The sequence below is a fragment of the Sphingomonas trueperi genome (assembly GCF_040545965.1).
In the GTDB taxonomy this organism is placed as follows: Bacteria; Pseudomonadota; Alphaproteobacteria; order Sphingomonadales; family Sphingomonadaceae; genus Sphingomonas; species Sphingomonas trueperi_C.
Window position 1 is genome coordinate 665,611 of record NZ_JBEPMV010000001.1, and the last position, 16,072, is coordinate 681,682.

Genomic DNA, 16,072 nt, shown 5'->3' on the forward strand with positions numbered 1-16,072 from the left:
CATCGCTCGAGCAGAGTGTCGAAGCCGCCTTGCGGTGGAGACGGATCCGGCGGTCAGGGAGTCGGAAGCTTGAAGAAGGACATTTTGACGACTGCCGATGCCGCGAAACTGCTCGGCATCTCGGTACGCACCGCGCAGGTGCTGATCGAAGGCGGAACGATCCCCTCCTGGAAGACGCCGGGTGGTCATCGCCGCGTCTATCATGCCGATGTCGTCGCGCTGATCGACAGCCGGCAGCCAGCCGCCGAAGCCGCGCCGTCCGCGATCCTCATCGTCGTGGCCACGAGCGACCGGCTGCCGGGCTATCGTGCCGCCGCCGAGAACGCCGCCGACTTCGCCATCGACTATTTCGACGACGTTCTCGCGGCACTGGTGGCGATCGGCTCCACGCAGCCGCACGGCATTCTCGTCGATTGCACCTCGGGGCTGAACAGCGAGGCATTGTTGCACAGCCTCGCCGCGAACAAGGCAATCGCCAGCACCCGGATTGTCGCGGTGGGCGAGGAAGGCGCGGTTCCCCCGGATCTGAGCGCAAGGATCAGCCGCGCCGCCACGCCGGCCGCGGCCCTGGCGCAGCTGCGCGGTTCCGTGTTCGCCGCGGAAGACAGCGATTTTAGCGACTGGGGCGTCGCCTTCCCGGTGTCGCAGGACGAGCGTCGCCGGCTCATGGCGGTCGAGCGCTCCGGGCTGCTGCATTCCCAGAACGAGGAGAGCTTCGACCGGCTTACCTGGCTGGCGGCCCAGAGTCTGGACGCGCCGATCGCGTTGCTGACCCTGCTCACGCCAACCAAGCAATGGTTCAAGTCGAAGATCGGCCTCGACATGGCCGACACCCCGCGCAGCTGGGCCTTTTGCAACCATACGATCCTCCAGCGCGACATCTTCACGGTGCCCGATCTGTCGGCCGATCCACGTTTCGCCGCCAATCCCGCCGTGGCCGGGGAGCCCGGCTTCCGCTTCTATGCCGGCGCGCCGGTGCTGGACGACGAAGGCTTCATCGTCGGCTCGCTGTGCGTGATCGATCGCAAGCCGCGGGTGATCGGCGAGCGGGAAGCCAAAACGATCCGGGCGCTCGCTGCGGTCGCCTCGGACGAAGTGCGGCTGCGGTCGCTGGATCGCAAGCTGCGGTCTGCAACACGCACCAAGCGATAAGTCTTCCCTAGCCCCTCCCACATCGACGCAGCAACGGCGTGCCGGTTTACGTCCGCGCGCCCTTTTTCGCGCCCCACAAGGATCGATTTGCCAGCAAGCCAGCCGCGATACTTCGGCTGGACGCGTCAATGTTACAGAGTTGTAGCCAAATTCCCAATCCGGCAGCATTGTCAAATTTGATAGAAATGATAATTGGGCGTCACCGAAGGCACCCACCTCAATCCAACCCCTTCGGAACACCGGTGCATCCAAGCCCCCGCTCGGCCGGCCGGTAGCGCGAACATGTCGAGAGCCACTTTCCTGCGGCGCGGTCCGCGGCGTGCGTTGCGCCGCCTCCGCACCGACGGGCGCGCGCGCCTCCCGCCTGCTTGCGCATCAACCATTCGAAGGAATTGCTGATGACCCATGCCCATCACGACGACGCGCACGATTTCCAACGCCGCGCAGCCGAGAACCAGGCCCGGCTGACCGCCGAGCTCAAGCCTAGTTATGACTTCATCGTCTGCGGCGCCGGCGCGTCCGGCTCCGTGGTCGCGCGGCGGCTGGCCGAGAATGAAGCGGTGCAGGTCCTGCTGATCGAAGCAGGCGGCAGCGACGAGGCCGAGGCCGTGCTCGATCCCGCCCAGTGGCCGACCAATCTCGGCAGCGAGCGCGACTGGGGCTTCACCGCCGAGCCCAACCCCCATCTCAACGGTCGCGCGCTGCCGATGTCGATGGGCAAGGGACTGGGCGGCGGCTCCAGCATCAACGTCATGGTCTGGGCGCGCGGCCATCGCAGCGACTGGGACCATTTCGCCGAGGAGGCCGGGGACGAGCGCTGGAGTTACCAGAACGTCCTCGACATCTATCGCCGTATCGAGAACTGGCAGGGCGCGCCCGATCCGCTGCGCCGGGGTTCCGGCGGCCCGGTCTGGGTCCAGCCCGCAGCCGATCCGAGCCCCGTCGCCCATGCGCTGCTCGACGCCGCGAACGAGCTGGGCATTCCCAGCTATGACAGCCCGAACGGGCGGATGATGGAAGGCGAAGGCGGCGTCGCGATCAGCGACATGCTCGTCCGCGACGGCCGACGCCACTCACTGTTCCGCGCCTATGTGCACCCGTATCTCGATCGCCCGAACCTCACCGTGGTGACCGGAACGACGGTCGAGCGGATCGCCTTCGAGGGGAACCGCGCCGTCGGCGTCGACATCGTGCGGAACGGCCAGCGCCAGCGCATCGGCGCCGTCCACGAGGTCGTCCTGTCGATGGGCGCGATGCAGACGCCGAAGGTACTGATGCACTCCGGCATCGGCGACGAAGCCGAGTTGCGCCGCGTAGGCATCCCGGTCCGCCAGCACCTGCCCGGCGTCGGCGCCAATCTGCAGGACCATGTCTCCTTCGGGTGCATCTGGGAATATGCCGACCCGATCGCGCCGCGCAACAGCGGCAGCGAAGCCACGCTCTACTGGAAGAGCCGCCCCGAGCTGACGTCGCCCGACCTGCTGTTCTGCCAGGTCGAGTTCCCGGTGCCGAGCGAGCGGACGGCGGCGCGCGGCGTGCCCGAGCATGGCTGGACGATGTTCGCCGGCCTGGCGCGTCCGCATAGCCGCGGGCGCCTGCGGCTGACCAGTGCCGATGCCGCGGCGCCGCTGCAGATCGATGCCAACATGATGTCGGACCCCGCCGACCTGCAGGCCGCGCTGGCCTGCGTCGAGCTCTGCCGCGACCTCGGCAACGCCGAGGCCTTCCGGCCGCTGGTGCGCGGCGAGGCGATGCCCGGCAAGCTCTCGCGGGATGCACTGAAGGAGTATGTGCGGGACGCGGCGGTGACCTATTGGCACCAGACCTGCACGGCCAAGATGGGCCGCGACAGCATGTCGGTGGTCGACGGGTCGCTGCGCGTCTACGGCATCGAAGGGCTGCGCATCGCCGACGGCTCGATCATGCCGCGCGTCGCCACCGGCAACACGCAGGCGCCCTGCGCGATCATCGGCGAGCAGGCCGCCGCCAGCCTGCGCGCGGCGCACCAGATCTGACGCCTTGCCATGAACCGTGCGCCCGCCCCGTGCGGGCGCACCCCCTGCTCCTGAGACCGGCGCCGTCGCGCCCTGCGGAGTTGACGCAATGTACCGCTTTCCCATGCGTGAATTCGCCGAACCGACCAACCTCCCCCTCAGCCTGGGCCGCATTCTCGTTATCGATGAAGACGAGCGCGCGCGCGATCGCATCACCGCGTATCTGCGCGATCATCGGTGGATCTCCGTCAGCGCAGGCGCGCGCGAGGTCGCCCACCAATTGCACAGCCGGCAGCTCAGCCTGATCGCCTTGAATGCGCGGCTGCAGAGCCGCAATGCGCTCGACGTGCTGCGGGAGATCCGAAGCCGCTCCAACGTTCCCGTGATCCTGTACGACGATCTCTGCAAGGACAGCGTTTCCGTCATTGTCGGGCTGGAACTGGGCGCCGACGATTTCATCGCGGGAACGCTGAACCCGGCCGAGCTGGTGGCCCGCGCCCGCGCCGTGCTGCGACGGCAGGAACTGGGCCGCGTCATCAGCGCGCCCCTGCGCGGCGGCTATCGCTTCGCGGGCTGGGAAATGCGGCATGCCGATCGCGCCCTCGTGGCACCCGACGGCAGCGAGATCGACCTCACCAAAGGGGAATACGGCCTGCTCGCCGCCTTGCTGGAGGCGCCCGGCCGTTCGCTGTCGCGGGTGCACCTGATGCGCGCCACGCGGGCGCATGACGACATTTACGACCGCAGTGTCGACGTCCAAGTCCTGCGGCTGCGCAAGAAACTGGCTGCGGCGCCGGGCGGCGAGACGCTCATCAAGACGGAACGCGGCTTCGGCTACCGGTTGGATGCCCAGGTCGAACCTTTGTTCTGACGCTCCCGCAGCACCCAGGCCGCAATATCATCCCAAACAATATTGGACGCGAAAGGATCTTCTCATGACACCTTCTGACCCTGACACGACACCGCTGCTTCCCGCACGCCTGCATCATGCCGCCTATGTTTCCTCCGACCAGGAACGGACCCGGCACTTCTACGAAGACATTCTCGGCATGCCGCTGACCGACTTCTGGATCGAGCGCGAGATCCTGGGCGGCGTCGAGCATGTATTCGCCCTCGCTTCCTACGGGCTCGCCGACGGCAGTTCGCTGTCCTTCTTCCACTTTGCCGATCCCGACCTCCAAGCGCGCTATGCCGCCAAGCCGCAGGGTTTGTTCGTCCATCTCGCGCTGAAGATCGCGCCCGAGCAGCAGGATGCGCTTCGCGATCGGCTGAAGGCGGCGGGCATCCCGGCGATGGAATTCGATCACGGCTATGCGCGCTCGCTCTATGTCGAAGATCCCGATGGCCAGACGCTCGAGCTTTGCGTCGATCCGGACCATCATGGCCAAGGCGCCAAGGAGAGTGCCCGCGATGCGCTGACTCGCTGGCTGGCGGGCGACCGGGTCCCGAACAACCACCTGCCGCGCGCCGCCTGAGCGGCCTGCACCCGAGCGGAAGCGTGCGCCGCTCGGGTGCCATCGGTCGTTCAGCTACACCCCTCGTGGTCCGCGGTCAGGATCCGTTCGACGCTGCCAGAAGGGCGGACACGCCGGCCATCCGGGCACGGACCGCCGGCGCTTCAAGGGGCTTGTAGGCGAAGGCAGTGGCGCCGTCCGCGCCGCGCACGACGATCCTGAGCGGGACGTGCCAGCGCGCCGAAAGCTGCTGCCAGGCGACGAGTTCCGCGAGGTCTTCCGAAGGCGCCACGCTCGCATAGAGCGAGACGAACGGTGTCGCCTGCAGCCCGCGATAGAGATTGGCCGCGTCCCCGATTGGCAGCTTCGCGCCTCCCCGCCAGGCGATGCCGTTGATCGGGTTGGCCGCCAGCTTCGGGGCGAGCGCCCTGCTCCCCTCCGCATCCCACGCCTCCTTGCGGAAGGCGGCATCCGTCCTCCGCGACAGGCCGAGCACGCCGTCGACGATATGCGTGCTCTCGTGGAGCAGGATATAGGGTGCAGCCGGCATCGCGCCGGCCTCGATCCGCACCGTCGTCCCCGATCCGTCGTCCGTGAACAGGCCCGCCTCCTTGCCACTGAGGAAACCCGTCAGCGTTTCGCCGAGCAGGCCAGCCCGCAGCGTGAGGTCGAAAAGCCCCTCCCCGCAGGCCGGCTCTGCCACGCTGGTGAGCGCGTTCCCCGCGCCCGACGATGCGTCGACGAAGCTGATGCGCCGGAGGTGCCGTTGCAGCACATCGCGGTGCAAGCGCGGCAACGCCGCGATGGCCGCGTCGACCGTCTTCCACTCCGCGTCCGTGAGGGTGTGCGGCCCGACATCCTTCGCCCCCGATCGCGTGAAGGCGTTCAGGATGTCCGGAGACGGCGCGCCGACGCGTGCCCGAAGCTGGCTTGCCGCGCTGAACGGTATGGCACATCGGCCCGATTCATCCCCGGCCTGCGGCTGCGCGGATGCAGCGGCCGCGAGCGCTAGCGGGGCTATCGAAATCGAGATGGCAGCGACAGGTTTCATGCGACGTCCGAATATTGGCGCTGCAGGAAGGTCCGCCGCCCGACGATCGTCAAGTCAGGACGCGTAGCGTATCGGCCAAAGCTGCAATTGTAGCCAAGAAGCGGAAGCGTGCTGGCGCATCGCGCGGGACGACTGCCACATTGTCCCATTTTCCCGCACGGCCCATCCCGGATCATCCGGCTTATCGCAACGAAGTAGGAGGACTATTTCCAAGCTTCGAGAGGCGGTCGCCGAAGCGCGCAGCCGCCACAGAACAGGTGATGCGACATGCAATATTATCAGGTGTTCATCAGCGCCGAGCAGACGATCCAGGCGCAGCGCATCCTCGATGCGCTCATGGCCAAGCAACTCGTCTCCGGCGGACCGATCCTCGGCGGCCCCGCCAAATTCCTCTGGAACTTCAAGGACAGCGACGTTCCCGATCACCTTCGCGAGAAGAAACTTCTCGTCGTGGAGCAGGATTACAAGTTCATCGTCACCTACACCCGCGAGGACTTGAAGGAAGCGCTGGTCGACGTGGCCGAGGCCGCCTCGCTGGAAGAGGTCTGCATGATCTCGTTCCTGCCGATGGAGCCCAACCGGGCGCTCCGCAGTCTGCTCGACGCCACCTTCGAGGGACGCGAGACCGAGGTGTCCCCCGACCCGGTCGACGCCGTCGCGGCGCTGACCTTCGTGCCCAAAGCAAGGATCCCGACGCGCACCAAAAGCTCCACCGGCCCCGAGGGCGCCCGTCGCTGATCCGCGCCGGCGAACCGAACCCCAGAGAAAGGAACCTGCCATGCCCCTTCCGCTTCCGCCCGCCATCGCGGCATATTTCAGCGCCGACAGAGCCGGTGACATCGATGCGATCCTCGCCTGCTTCACCGAAGACGCCTTGGTCCGGGACGAGGGCAAGGTGAACCAGGGGCATGACGCAGTGCGTGTATGGAAGGCCAAGTCTTCCGCCGCCTACAACTATGTCAGCGAGCCCTTTGCCGCCACCAGCGACGGTGACCAGACGATCGTCACCAGCCGCCTTACCGGCGACTTCCCAGGCAGCCCACTGGATCTGCGCTATTTCTTCACCCTGCGCGAGGGCAAGGTCGCCGCGCTGGAGATCAAGCCATGAACGCCTTCCTCGACTTTCAGGGCAAGACGGCCCTGGTCACCTCCGGCACGCGCGGCGCGGGCGCGGCGACCGTCCAGCTCCTCCGCGACCTGGGGGCGGAGGTGCTGACCACCGCCCGCACGCGCCCGGCGGACATCACCGAAGCGCAGTTCGTCGCGGCCGACCTCACCACCGCGAAAGGCTGTGCCGACCTCGCCGCGGCCGTGCAGGAGCGCCTGGGCACGCCCGACATCCTCGTCCACATGCTCGGCGGCTCCTCGGCCCCCGCCGGGGGCTTCGCGGCGCTGGATGACGACCAGTGGCAGCGCGAGCTCGACCTCAACCTGATGCCCGCGGTGCGCCTCGATCGCGCACTCTTGCCGGCGATGGTTGCGCGAGGCAGCGGCGTGATCGTCCATGTGACGTCGATCCAGAACCGCCTGCCGCTGCCGGACGCGACCACGGCTTATGCGGCCGCCAAGGCAGCGCTGTCGACCTACAGCAAGAGCCTGTCGAAGGAGGTGTCCCCGCGCGGCGTCCGCGTCGTGCGCGTCTCGCCCGGATGGATCGCGACCGAGGCATCGGTGCATCTCGCCGAACGGCTGGGTGCCGAGCATGGCGGCGGTGTCGAGGCGGGCAAGCAACTGATCATGCAGGCGCTTGGCGGCATCCCGATCGGCCGCCCCGCACAACCGGAGGAAGTCGCGAACCTGATCGCCTTCCTTGTCTCGGATCGTGCCGGCAGCATTACCGGCACCGAGCATGTGATCGACGGCGGCACCATCCCGACCGCCTGACGCCCGATGGAACAAGCGCCCGCCGACTCCGGGCTATCGGGCCGGTCGGCGGGTGCTGCATCTACGGGCGTGGCTATCGCGCCACGTTCACCGATGCGCCGGCCGCCGTTGAACGGCATGCGCGTGCGGCGCGGGCTCTGCGGCATCGCGTCGCGCAGACAGGATGGCGACCGCGAGCAAGCCGCCGATCATGCCGACATGCTCGCTCGAAACGTGCAGCGCGATCGTTCGGAACGGCTCTTCCGATATCGCCCAGAAGCGGTGGACCAGCAGGATGGTCAGGCCCGTGAACACGCCAAGCGCGCCCGCCCCCAGCCAGGTGGCCCGGTTGACGATGATGAGCCCCGATCCTGCCAGTTGCACGAAAATCGTCGCGATGTTGAAGCCGGCCGCAGGTTCGAGGCCGACGCGTGCCATCTCGGCCACGCCATCGTCGAACAGGAAGAGCTTGGACAGGCCGCTGGACCAGAAGGGCAGCGTCAGCAGGACGCGTGCGAGCCATGCCATCATCGGCGTGCGCAAAAGCTTCGTAATGCCGTGCTGCAAGTCGTGTCTCCAGTAGCGGGGCCGCGGGCGTCCGGACAGCAACTGTGTGTCCGCGTTGGCGGCATCGGGGTTCGATCGAAGTCGCCGATCCTGAAGATTCTCCAAGAATGCAGTCGTCATCGCCGAAGGATAATGCGCATGATGATAGGCACAAATACCTTCGAGGATAACGTCCCAAACTAGACGCCACCCACCGGATGACGGACGAGGATCAGGATCGAGCATTCGATCCGGCTAGCCAGTCGCCGCCACGACAAGACTACGGCACGTCCACGCTTGGCTACACCTGCAACGGAGGATCGCGGCGCCTTGCCGGATTTCAAGCCTCCGCCGACCGCGTTGCATTCGCGATGAAACCGCGACGGTCTGAAGCGCGAATGTAGCGGAGCCCCTCGCACGACGAGGTACCACCACAGGCAGAGTGACCTCGCATGATTTCGACATCCCATGGGAAGGCAGTCGCCGCCCCTCCTGTTGCCCCGGTTTCCAGATCCGAGCGAGTGCTGTCCCTGGACGTCTTGCGCGGCGCGGCGCTGCTCGGGATCCTGGTGATCAACATCCAGCTGTTCGCCGGCGCGCAAACCATCACATTCAACGTACCGCTTCGCGTCGTGGCGTTCACCGGACAGCATGCCGTTCTCAATGCAGCGGTGATGGTGTTTCAGTGGCTGTTCTTCGAGGGCAAGATGCGCGCCCTTTTCTCGATGCTGTTCGGCGCGAGCGCGCTGTTGCTGCTGAGCCGCCTCGAACGCCGCGAAGGTGCCGGCACGGCGGCGGACATTTTCCATCGGCGCAACCTATGGCTGCTGCTCTTCGGCCTTCTGCACGGCGCGCTGATCTGGGACGGCGACGTTCTGTTCTTCTATGCAACCGTCGCGCTGCTGGCGCTCTACCCGTTGCGCCATGTGGCCGGGAAACGGCTTGTCGGCATCGGCTTGGCGGTGGCCCTCGTCGGCGGCACCTTCGGCGTGTGGAATACGATGGGCGTCCCCGCCGCCTGGCCCGTCGCGCAGCTTGAGGAAAAGGCGCACGACGCGATCGCGAAAGGCGAGCGCCCCACCAAAGCGCAAGCCGAAGCCCTGGCCGCCGCGCAGGCGGAACGTCGCGACCAGATCGCCAAGATGCAGGCTGCGCCCGCCCCGGTGGCACGCGGGTACGTCGCTAGCATCCCGGCGGCCGCCTATCACGGCTTCGTGACGATGATCTTCGGCTCCGGTTGGATCCTGGAAACCGTGGGATTCCTCATCGCAGGCATGGGACTGTTCAAGACCGGCTTCCTGACCGGCCGCCTGTCCTCGACACGCTATGTCGCCATCGCCGTGCTGGGATACGCCCTTGCCTTCACGATCGTTCTGGCCGGGCTGGCACATGCCCATCGATACGGTTTCAGCAGCGCCGTGACGACGGTGGCGATGATGGCACCCTATGAACTCCAGACCATCCCGGCATCGCTCGCCCACGCGTCGATTGTCCTCCTGCTGGTGCGGCATGGTACGATGCTGCCCGTCCAGCGCGCCTTGGCGGCGGTCGGCAGAATGGCGCTGACCAACTATATCGCCACCAGCGCCATCTGCACCGGCATCTTCACCTGGACGGCCGCGCTGCCAAGGGGGATGCTCGAACAATATCAGATGATGCTGGTCGTCCTGTCGGTCTGGGTTTTCAACATTTCCTTCAGCCTGGTCTGGCTGCGTTTCTTCAGCTTCGGGCCGCTCGAGTGGCTATGGCGATCCCTGACCTATTGGAAGCTGCAACCGATGCTCCCCGTACGCAGCAGGTCCAGCTGAGCCGCCGCGATGATGTCGCTTGCGCTCGGCCCTTGCGGCAGAGTCAGAACAGCGTTTCGACCGGGGCGTCCAGCGCGTAGCCGACGCCCCGCTCGGTACGTATCAGCCCTCTGCCCGAGGGATGGCTTTCCAGCCTGCGCCGCAGCCGGAGGATCTGCACGTCGATGCTTCGGTCATACACATCCTCCTGCGTTCTGGTGGCGCGCATCAGGTGCAGCCGCGACAAGGTGCGGCCCGGCGATGCCAGCAGCGCCACCAGCAGCGCATATTCCCGCTTCGTCAGGCTGACGTTCGCGCCGTCGGGCGACCTCAGCTCGCGTGTCGCATTGCGGAGCTCCCACCCGCGAAAGGCATAGCCACCGCGGAAGCATGCAACGACGGAGCGACCGAGTTCCTGCCGTCGCAGGATCGCGCGCGCACGCGCCAGCAACACGTCGAGGTTGAGGGGCCCGCTCAGCACGTCGTCCGCCCCCAATTCGAGGGCGATGATCCGATCGACGTCGGCCTGTGGACCATCTGCGTACAGGATCAGGGGCACGTCCGAGCGGGTTCGGATCTGCCGCACCATGTCCACGCCCGCCACCGTACCCAAGCGCGCATTCAGCGCGATCAACCCGAACGACTGGCTGCGGATATGGCGAAGCACTTCGGCTGCACCGCAGCCCATCGGGGCGCATTGGCGATCGATAAGGTACGACAGGATCGTGTGGCGCTGGCCGAGATCTTCCTCGACGACAAGGACACGTCCGATCCTTGCAGAGGCGGTGGAGGAAACCGGATGTTCCATGTCTTCGTCGAAGGGCGCTACCGAATGGTACATGCCAGCAACCTCTCAGCGTCTTGGCGAGAGGCGGCCCGGCCGGCGGGCGGTGCGGATCGGGCTCGTGACACGCGCGCCGATAGATGTCGGGACGTACGGCGTACCGGATGTGCCTGCGCACGACGTTAAAGCTCGGCTCAGTACGGGTTGCGGCGAACGCGTCATTTCTGAAGTCCTTTATAACACCAAGGGCCTCGGGGATCGTCAGAAGGTGGCAAATGGCAGGGCGCGCGCCCATCGTGCGGGGCGGTTGGGCAGCTGCGAGATTTGCTGGGTTTGCGCACAGGCCGCTATACGAAACCGCGCCGCACCCTATCTCCGGGGATAGGTGGACAAGCGAAGCCGCAGGGCCTGCGCTACAGGGTGATGATTCCCCGTCGGAGCGCCGTGGTGACCGCCTGTGTCCGGTCGTTGACGCCGAGCTTCTGGAAGATCGTGCGCAGATGCGCCTTCACGGTCTGTTCGGAGACGGACAGCTCATGCGCAACGATCTTGTTCGCCTTGCCGGCCGCGACCAGCGCCAGGATGTCGACCTCCCGGGCACTCAGCGGCTCTTCGGCAGCGTGCAGGGCGATTTCCTGGGCCACGTCCGCCGGAATATAGCGTCGCCCGCCATGCACGGCACGAATGGCACGCAGCAATTCGTCGATCAGCGAGCTCTTGAGCAGATAGCCGGAGGCACCTGCCTTGAGCGCCTTTACCGCCTGCACGTCGCCGGGATAGGTCGTCAGAACGATGATCCGCGCCTGTGGGGCGCCGCTACGGATGCGCTGGATCGCCTCGATGCCCGAGAGGACCGGCATCTGAAGGTCCATCAGCGTGACGTCAGGCCGCACGCGCGCGAAGATCTCGACGGCCTCCGCGCCGTTCGCGGCCTCGGCAACCAGCGCGATGTCGGCTTCGGACGCGAGGATCCCGGCAATGCCCTGTCGCAACAGGACATGGTCATCGACCACCAGGACCCGGATCGGCGGCAATGTCATCGCGGGATCAGCCTGCGGATGCGGCGCGGCAGGCCGCGGACGCCGAAGCGCCTGGCAGCATGATCTTGGGATGCCGCACGCCTATGCACGCCACCTGTCGAGCGGGTTTGCAGCAGCAATCGCGTCAGCATTTCAACCCAGCCCCTATCACCCGAGCCATCCCCCTCGCCCCGAATCAAGAAACCAGCCTACCGCCCCGGTACGGTACTGGCACACCCCAAAAGACCCATCCGACAATACCTCGTCTCGGGATATCGGGAAGCAAGAGGGCCTGCTACCCGCTACGACGTATGCCATTGCTTTCCCCCCATTTTCCTGCGGGGCGGAGCGGCGCAGGCCTTCTGCTCCTGCGCCTTTCCGCCGCGCTTGCGATCCTCGCTGCTCCCGGGATTGCAGCAGCGGAAGCCCCGCGCTGGATCTGCACGGCGTTCGCGGCGTTCCTGATCCTCGGGCTATGGACCCGGGTGGCGGCAATCCTCTGTATCGGCGTAGTTTCGTTGGAGCTGATGCAAGGCGCGGATCCGGTAGGATCGAGTGCGCAATTTTTCGAGGCCGCTGCGATATTGCTGCTCGGCGCCGGTGCCTATTCCATGGATGCGGGCATTTTCGGCCGGCGGACGATCATCCTGCAGAGAGGCCGGGACTGAAGCCCCGCCCCACCCAAATGACGGATGCAACACTAGTCCTCCCTGGGGTGTCGCCGCCTGTTGCCGCGTGGGAAACTTCCGGCAGATCGAAGCGGGATGCGATGAAGGGTTAAGAGATGCATACGATCGACCGCATTGGGATGGAGATGCAATCCCCATCCAGGCCGAAGATTGGTAAAGGCGACAAGGGCCAACATGCGCCGTTAGGCGGCACGCAGGCGCCGTTGAAATACTCGGATGATCTCGATGACCGATGCACCGTCCCACTCGTCGTCGTCGTCGACGACGATGCCATGGTGCGGGACGTGGTCGTATCGCTCTTGGAAACCGTCGACATCGATGTGCTCGCCTTCGGCTCCGGAAGAGAGATGCTGCAGGCGGATCTGCCTGATCGTGTCGGCTGCTTCGTCCTCGACGTCCGCATGCCGGGCCTTAGCGGCCTCGACGTTCAACAGATCCTCCTCTCGCAGGGAAACAGGCGGCCGATCGTGTTCCTGACCGGCCATGGCGACATCGCGATGAGCGTGCAGGCGATGAAGCTGGGCGCAGTGGACTTCCTCACAAAGCCGTTTCGCCACCAGGCGCTTCTCGATGCGATCGCCCGCGCGACAGAGCAAGACCGTGACCGCCGCGCGGCAGAAGAAGTCGCCAATCGCCGCGCAGCGGTGCTGGCAACGCTGACACCCCGGGAACGTCAGGTGCTGCGCGGGGTGGTGATCGGACAGCTCAACAAGCAGATCGCACACGAACTGGGGATCAGCGAAATCACCGTCAAGCTGCACCGGGGGAGCATGATGCGAAAGCTAAGCGCGTCGTGCGTCGGCGATCTTGTGCGCTTGTGGGAGTGGGCTCCACACCCCGTCCACGAGCACCAGTTCGCACGAAGCTGACCTGCCGGTCCCGAGCAAGGCCGAACACCAGAATCCAATAAACATTATCGCGATAACCATTTTGCTCGACAGAATCGATAACGCCCCTTACGGACCTTTATCGCGATAATTGATACTGCACCAAAGGAGATTGCCATGAAGATCCGTCACGCCATTCTCGCTGCCGCCGCAACCGTCGGCTTCTCGGGCGCAGCGAACGCACAAGCCGTCAAGAACATCGTCCTCGTCCACGGCGCGTTCGCGGACGGATCGGGATGGAAGGGCGTGTATGAAGAGCTGACCGCGCGCGGCTATCACGTCAGCATCGTCCAGAATCCGTTGACGTCGTTCGACGACGACGTCGCTGCCACGAACCGCGTTGTGGCGCAGCAGGACGGTCCCACGATTCTGGTGGGCCACAGCTATGGCGGAAGCGTCATCACGCAGGCTGGCAGCAGCAACAAGGTTGTCGGCCTGGTCTACGTCGCGGCCTTCGCGCCGGAAGTGGGCACCTCCACGCTCGACCAATATGCCGAGGTAGCGCCGCCGCCGAACTTCGTCCCCGAAGAGACGGCGGACGGATTCGCCTTCCTCAACAAGCAGAAGTTCAAGGCGGGCTTCGCCGCCGATACCAGCGAGCAAGTCGGCGCGCTCCTGCGCGACAGCCAGGTCCCGGTGGCCATGGCCGCGTTGAAAGCGAAGGTGACCTTTGCCGCGTTCAAGTCGAAGCCCAGCTGGGCGGTGGTCGCCACCGAGGACGGCGCGATCGATCCCAAGCTGTTGCGCAGCACCGCACGCCGGATCGGCGCGGTCACCACGGAAGTGAAGGGTAGCCATGTCGTGTTCCTGACCCAGCCCAAGGCGGTCGCGGACGTGATCGATCAAGCCGCCAAGGGCGCACTGAACGCGAAGCCGCAGGCAGCCGCAGCCAAGTGATCGACGGCCAGCGCCGCGTCTCCCAGGAGGCGCGGTGCTTCCGCATCGAGGAGACATGCAATGCTGCTCAAAACCTGTCCGGCGGTGCTGCCGGCGATTCTGGCATGCGCCAGCCCTGCGGACGCGCAAGCCATCGAGCGGTTCGACCGCCACGCCACGCTGCCGATAGCAAGGACGGTGAAGGTGCCGCCGACGGCGGAGACGCTCTATCTGAGCGGCGAGGTCGCATCCCCCATCGCAGCGGCCGGGGCGCGCGGCGACGCTCCAGAATATGGCGACACCGAAGCGCAGACAGCGAGCGTGTTCCAAAAGATCGAGCAGACGCTGCGCGATCGCGGCTATGGTCTCCGCGACGTGGTGAAGCTGACGGTGTTTCTGGTGGGCGTTCCGGAGAAGTCCGGCCACCTGGACATGGAGGGGTTCACACGCGCCTATGTTCGATATTTCGGCACCGCCTCGCAGCCGAACCTTCCCGCCCGTTCGACGGTGCAGGTAGCCGGCTTGTCACGGCCGGACTATCTGGTCGAGATCGAAGCGACCGCCGCCAGGAGCGGGAATGCCATGCCTGGTGATCTTGAGAGATCCGCCATCAAGCACGACTGACCCCACGGTCGGCTGCGTTGCTCGCGCAGCCTGAAGCCCTGCGCGGCTTTACAGCTACTCGCCCGACAGGCAGCGGACCTTTCCAGGCGCCGCAGACAAGTTCCCAGGTCCGGCTTTCGATGCCCCGCCAGCCGCAGGCGAGCGGCGGCAGAGACAGCCTCGCATTCTTACAATGGCAGCGGACAAGCCCCTTGCCGACACACCTCCGTAAGGCGCGAACGCCATGCCACGGCTGGACCGGGCCTAAACGCCTTCCGGCGCAAGCGCGCGGTCTGTTTGAGAATTCGCAAATCGGGCGAGACCCAAGGGAAAGCACATGCAGCTGATAGTCGACAGCTTTCGCAGCGATCTGTTCGCGGGCAAGACGATCCTGGTTTCCGGCGGATCCAGTGGTGTTGGATTGGCTCTGGCGCGTGGATTTGCAGCGCTGGGCGGGCGGGTTATGGCGACCGGTACGTCCGAAGACAAACTCGCAGCCAACCGCGCTGATCCCGCCAATACGGGTGTCATGTTCACGCGTCTCGATGTGCGCGACAGAGCAGCGATCGTCAGCACCTTGTCGCAATTCGAGCGACTGGACGTGCTCGTCAACGCAGCCGGCATCCTGTCGGTCGACGCGCCATTCGACGAGGCCGTCTATCGCGACGTGATGGATGTGAACCTCAACGGAGCCCTGCGGCTCGCCTTGGCGGGTGAGCCGCTCCTCCGGCACTCCCGCGGATCCATCCTCAATATCGTTTCGATGGCATGTTTCACCGGGGGCCCCGCAATGCTGGCCTATACCGCCAGCAAGTCGGCGCTGAAAGGACTGACCCACACACTTGCGCACCGGCTGGGGCGCGATGGCATCCGGGTCAACGCCGTCGCCCCTGGCTTCCACAAGACAGAGATGTCGGCGCCCGTCTGGTCGGACCCGACAATGTCGGAACGCGTGGTCCGCCGCACGGCGCTGGGACGTTGGGGCGAAGTGGAGGACCTCGTCGGGCCAGCATTGTTCCTCAGTTCGCCAGCGGCAGCCTATGTGACGGGTGAAACGATGATCGCCGACGGCGGCTGGCTCACCGGATCTGGCCTTGACTGAGTCCACAGCGTTGCGCGGCGCTCGCACAGCGCGCTGCATCTGACGGTGGCGCGTGCCTATGCACGAAGTCGTGCGACGGCACGTAGAAGGCACGGTCCCCCGAGGCGGCGATCACTTTCTCGGCGAGGGGCACGATGTCGCGTTCGGACAGGGGCGCGGGATCGCAGGCCAGCGCTTGACAGCGCCCAAAGCAGGTTGTACCGATCGGTACAACACGGTGATTGGCAGGTGAAGCCGGTCGCACCGACGCTTTCTTATCACCGCG

17 protein-coding genes are annotated in these 16,072 nt (G+C 65.8%); 13 read left to right on the forward strand and 4 right to left on the reverse strand.

Annotated features, from left to right (window positions below):
• Window positions 1-69 precede the first annotated feature (69 nt).
• The 4 genes from ABIC35_RS03115 (at window position 70) to ABIC35_RS03130 (ending at window position 4,621) form a co-directional block, all read left to right on the forward strand.
• Window positions 70-1,152: a GAF domain-containing protein gene (locus ABIC35_RS03115; protein ID WP_121071678.1), complete on the forward strand. Its 1,083-nt coding sequence runs from the start codon at window positions 70-72 to the stop codon at window positions 1,150-1,152.
• Window positions 1,153-1,550: 398 nt separating this feature from the next.
• Entirely contained in the window at window positions 1,551-3,167 is a 1,617-nt protein-coding gene (locus ABIC35_RS03120) for a GMC family oxidoreductase (RefSeq protein ID WP_121071679.1), read from the forward strand.
• Between the two features lie 88 nt (window positions 3,168-3,255).
• Window positions 3,256-4,017, forward strand: coding sequence for a winged helix-turn-helix domain-containing protein (locus ABIC35_RS03125; protein ID WP_220667309.1), 762 nt, complete (start codon window positions 3,256-3,258; stop codon window positions 4,015-4,017).
• 64 nt (window positions 4,018-4,081) lie between these two features.
• On the forward strand, window positions 4,082-4,621 hold the full coding sequence (locus tag ABIC35_RS03130) for a VOC family protein (RefSeq protein WP_183049228.1): 540 nt from the start codon (window positions 4,082-4,084) through the stop codon (window positions 4,619-4,621).
• 76 nt (window positions 4,622-4,697) lie between these two features.
• Here ABIC35_RS03130 and ABIC35_RS03135 read toward each other — a convergent pair whose 3' ends face one another.
• Window positions 4,698-5,651 (reverse strand): hypothetical protein, encoded by a 954-nt coding sequence (locus ABIC35_RS03135; protein WP_121071682.1) that lies wholly within the window; start codon window positions 5,649-5,651, stop codon window positions 4,698-4,700.
• Between the two features lie 267 nt (window positions 5,652-5,918).
• On the opposite strand from ABIC35_RS03135, the gene ABIC35_RS03140 reads away from it, so the two are divergent.
• From ABIC35_RS03140 to ABIC35_RS03150, 3 genes are read left to right on the forward strand one after another with little or no spacing between them, the layout of a single operon-like run.
• Window positions 5,919-6,389 carry a hypothetical protein gene (locus ABIC35_RS03140; RefSeq protein WP_121071683.1) on the forward strand — a complete coding sequence of 157 codons (471 nt, stop codon included), beginning with the start codon at window positions 5,919-5,921 and terminating at the stop codon, window positions 6,387-6,389.
• 40 nt (window positions 6,390-6,429) lie between these two features.
• Entirely contained in the window at window positions 6,430-6,759 is a 330-nt protein-coding gene (locus tag ABIC35_RS03145) for a nuclear transport factor 2 family protein (protein ID WP_121071684.1), read from the forward strand.
• Window positions 6,756-7,535: an SDR family oxidoreductase gene (locus tag ABIC35_RS03150; protein WP_121071685.1), complete on the forward strand. Its 780-nt coding sequence runs from the start codon at window positions 6,756-6,758 to the stop codon at window positions 7,533-7,535. The genes ABIC35_RS03145 and ABIC35_RS03150 overlap by 4 nt, the downstream gene beginning before the upstream one ends.
• Window positions 7,536-7,622: 87 nt before the next feature.
• On the opposite strand, the gene ABIC35_RS03155 is transcribed toward ABIC35_RS03150, so the two are convergent.
• Window positions 7,623-8,306 carry a DoxX family protein gene (locus ABIC35_RS03155; protein ID WP_354278268.1) on the reverse strand — a complete coding sequence of 228 codons (684 nt, stop codon included), beginning with the start codon at window positions 8,304-8,306 and terminating at the stop codon, window positions 7,623-7,625.
• Between the two features lie 275 nt (window positions 8,307-8,581).
• On the opposite strand from ABIC35_RS03155, the gene ABIC35_RS03160 reads away from it, so the two are divergent.
• Entirely contained in the window at window positions 8,582-9,868 is a 1,287-nt protein-coding gene (locus tag ABIC35_RS03160; RefSeq protein ID WP_147425795.1) for a DUF418 domain-containing protein, read from the forward strand.
• Between the two features lie 43 nt (window positions 9,869-9,911).
• Here the strand turns inward: ABIC35_RS03160 and ABIC35_RS03165 are convergent, their stop codons facing one another.
• Window positions 9,912-10,688, reverse strand: coding sequence for a winged helix-turn-helix domain-containing protein (locus ABIC35_RS03165; protein ID WP_121071688.1), 777 nt, complete (start codon window positions 10,686-10,688; stop codon window positions 9,912-9,914).
• Window positions 10,689-11,044: 356 nt separating this feature from the next.
• Complete coding sequence (locus ABIC35_RS03170) at window positions 11,045-11,671, reverse strand: response regulator (protein ID WP_121071689.1); 627 nt, start codon at window positions 11,669-11,671, stop codon at window positions 11,045-11,047.
• A gap of 290 nt (window positions 11,672-11,961) precedes the next feature.
• Here ABIC35_RS03170 and ABIC35_RS03175 point away from each other — a divergent pair, with 290 nt between their 5' ends.
• From ABIC35_RS03175 to ABIC35_RS03195, 5 genes are all read left to right on the forward strand, one after another.
• A complete protein-coding gene (locus tag ABIC35_RS03175) occupies window positions 11,962-12,318 on the forward strand; it encodes a hypothetical protein (RefSeq protein WP_121071690.1) in 357 nt (118 codons plus the stop codon).
• Between the two features lie 116 nt (window positions 12,319-12,434).
• A complete protein-coding gene (locus ABIC35_RS03180) occupies window positions 12,435-13,208 on the forward strand; it encodes a response regulator transcription factor (protein WP_354278272.1) in 774 nt (257 codons plus the stop codon).
• A gap of 135 nt (window positions 13,209-13,343) precedes the next feature.
• Window positions 13,344-14,123, forward strand: a complete 780-nt coding sequence (locus tag ABIC35_RS03185; RefSeq protein WP_121071691.1) for an alpha/beta fold hydrolase — start codon at window positions 13,344-13,346, stop codon at window positions 14,121-14,123.
• A 60-nt stretch (window positions 14,124-14,183) separates the two neighbouring features.
• Window positions 14,184-14,726, forward strand: a complete 543-nt coding sequence (locus ABIC35_RS03190) for a RidA family protein (protein WP_121071692.1) — start codon at window positions 14,184-14,186, stop codon at window positions 14,724-14,726.
• Window positions 14,727-15,042: 316 nt separating this feature from the next.
• Window positions 15,043-15,807 carry an SDR family NAD(P)-dependent oxidoreductase gene (locus ABIC35_RS03195; protein WP_121071693.1) on the forward strand — a complete coding sequence of 255 codons (765 nt, stop codon included), beginning with the start codon at window positions 15,043-15,045 and terminating at the stop codon, window positions 15,805-15,807.
• Window positions 15,808-16,072: the final 265 nt, after the last annotated feature.

Coding starts and splice junctions, on each gene's coding strand:
- ABIC35_RS03120 (WP_121071679.1), top strand. CDS start 1,551: ATGACCCATGCCCATCACGACGACGCGCACGATTTCCAACGCCGCGCA.
- ABIC35_RS03125 (WP_220667309.1), top strand. CDS start 3,256: ATGTACCGCTTTCCCATGCGTGAATTCGCCGAACCGACCAACCTCCCC.
- ABIC35_RS03130 (WP_183049228.1), top strand. CDS start 4,082: ATGACACCTTCTGACCCTGACACGACACCGCTGCTTCCCGCACGCCTG.
- ABIC35_RS03135 (WP_121071682.1), bottom strand. CDS start 5,651: ATGAAACCTGTCGCTGCCATCTCGATTTCGATAGCCCCGCTAGCGCTC.
- ABIC35_RS03140 (WP_121071683.1), top strand. CDS start 5,919: ATGCAATATTATCAGGTGTTCATCAGCGCCGAGCAGACGATCCAGGCG.
- ABIC35_RS03145 (WP_121071684.1), top strand. CDS start 6,430: ATGCCCCTTCCGCTTCCGCCCGCCATCGCGGCATATTTCAGCGCCGAC.
- ABIC35_RS03150 (WP_121071685.1), top strand. CDS start 6,756: ATGAACGCCTTCCTCGACTTTCAGGGCAAGACGGCCCTGGTCACCTCC.
- ABIC35_RS03155 (WP_354278268.1), bottom strand. CDS start 8,306: ATGCTCGATCCTGATCCTCGTCCGTCATCCGGTGGGTGGCGTCTAGTT.
- ABIC35_RS03165 (WP_121071688.1), bottom strand. CDS start 10,688: ATGTACCATTCGGTAGCGCCCTTCGACGAAGACATGGAACATCCGGTT.
- ABIC35_RS03170 (WP_121071689.1), bottom strand. CDS start 11,671: ATGACATTGCCGCCGATCCGGGTCCTGGTGGTCGATGACCATGTCCTG.
- ABIC35_RS03175 (WP_121071690.1), top strand. CDS start 11,962: ATGCCATTGCTTTCCCCCCATTTTCCTGCGGGGCGGAGCGGCGCAGGC.
- ABIC35_RS03180 (WP_354278272.1), top strand. CDS start 12,435: ATGCATACGATCGACCGCATTGGGATGGAGATGCAATCCCCATCCAGG.
- ABIC35_RS03185 (WP_121071691.1), top strand. CDS start 13,344: ATGAAGATCCGTCACGCCATTCTCGCTGCCGCCGCAACCGTCGGCTTC.
- ABIC35_RS03190 (WP_121071692.1), top strand. CDS start 14,184: ATGCTGCTCAAAACCTGTCCGGCGGTGCTGCCGGCGATTCTGGCATGC.
- ABIC35_RS03195 (WP_121071693.1), top strand. CDS start 15,043: ATGCAGCTGATAGTCGACAGCTTTCGCAGCGATCTGTTCGCGGGCAAG.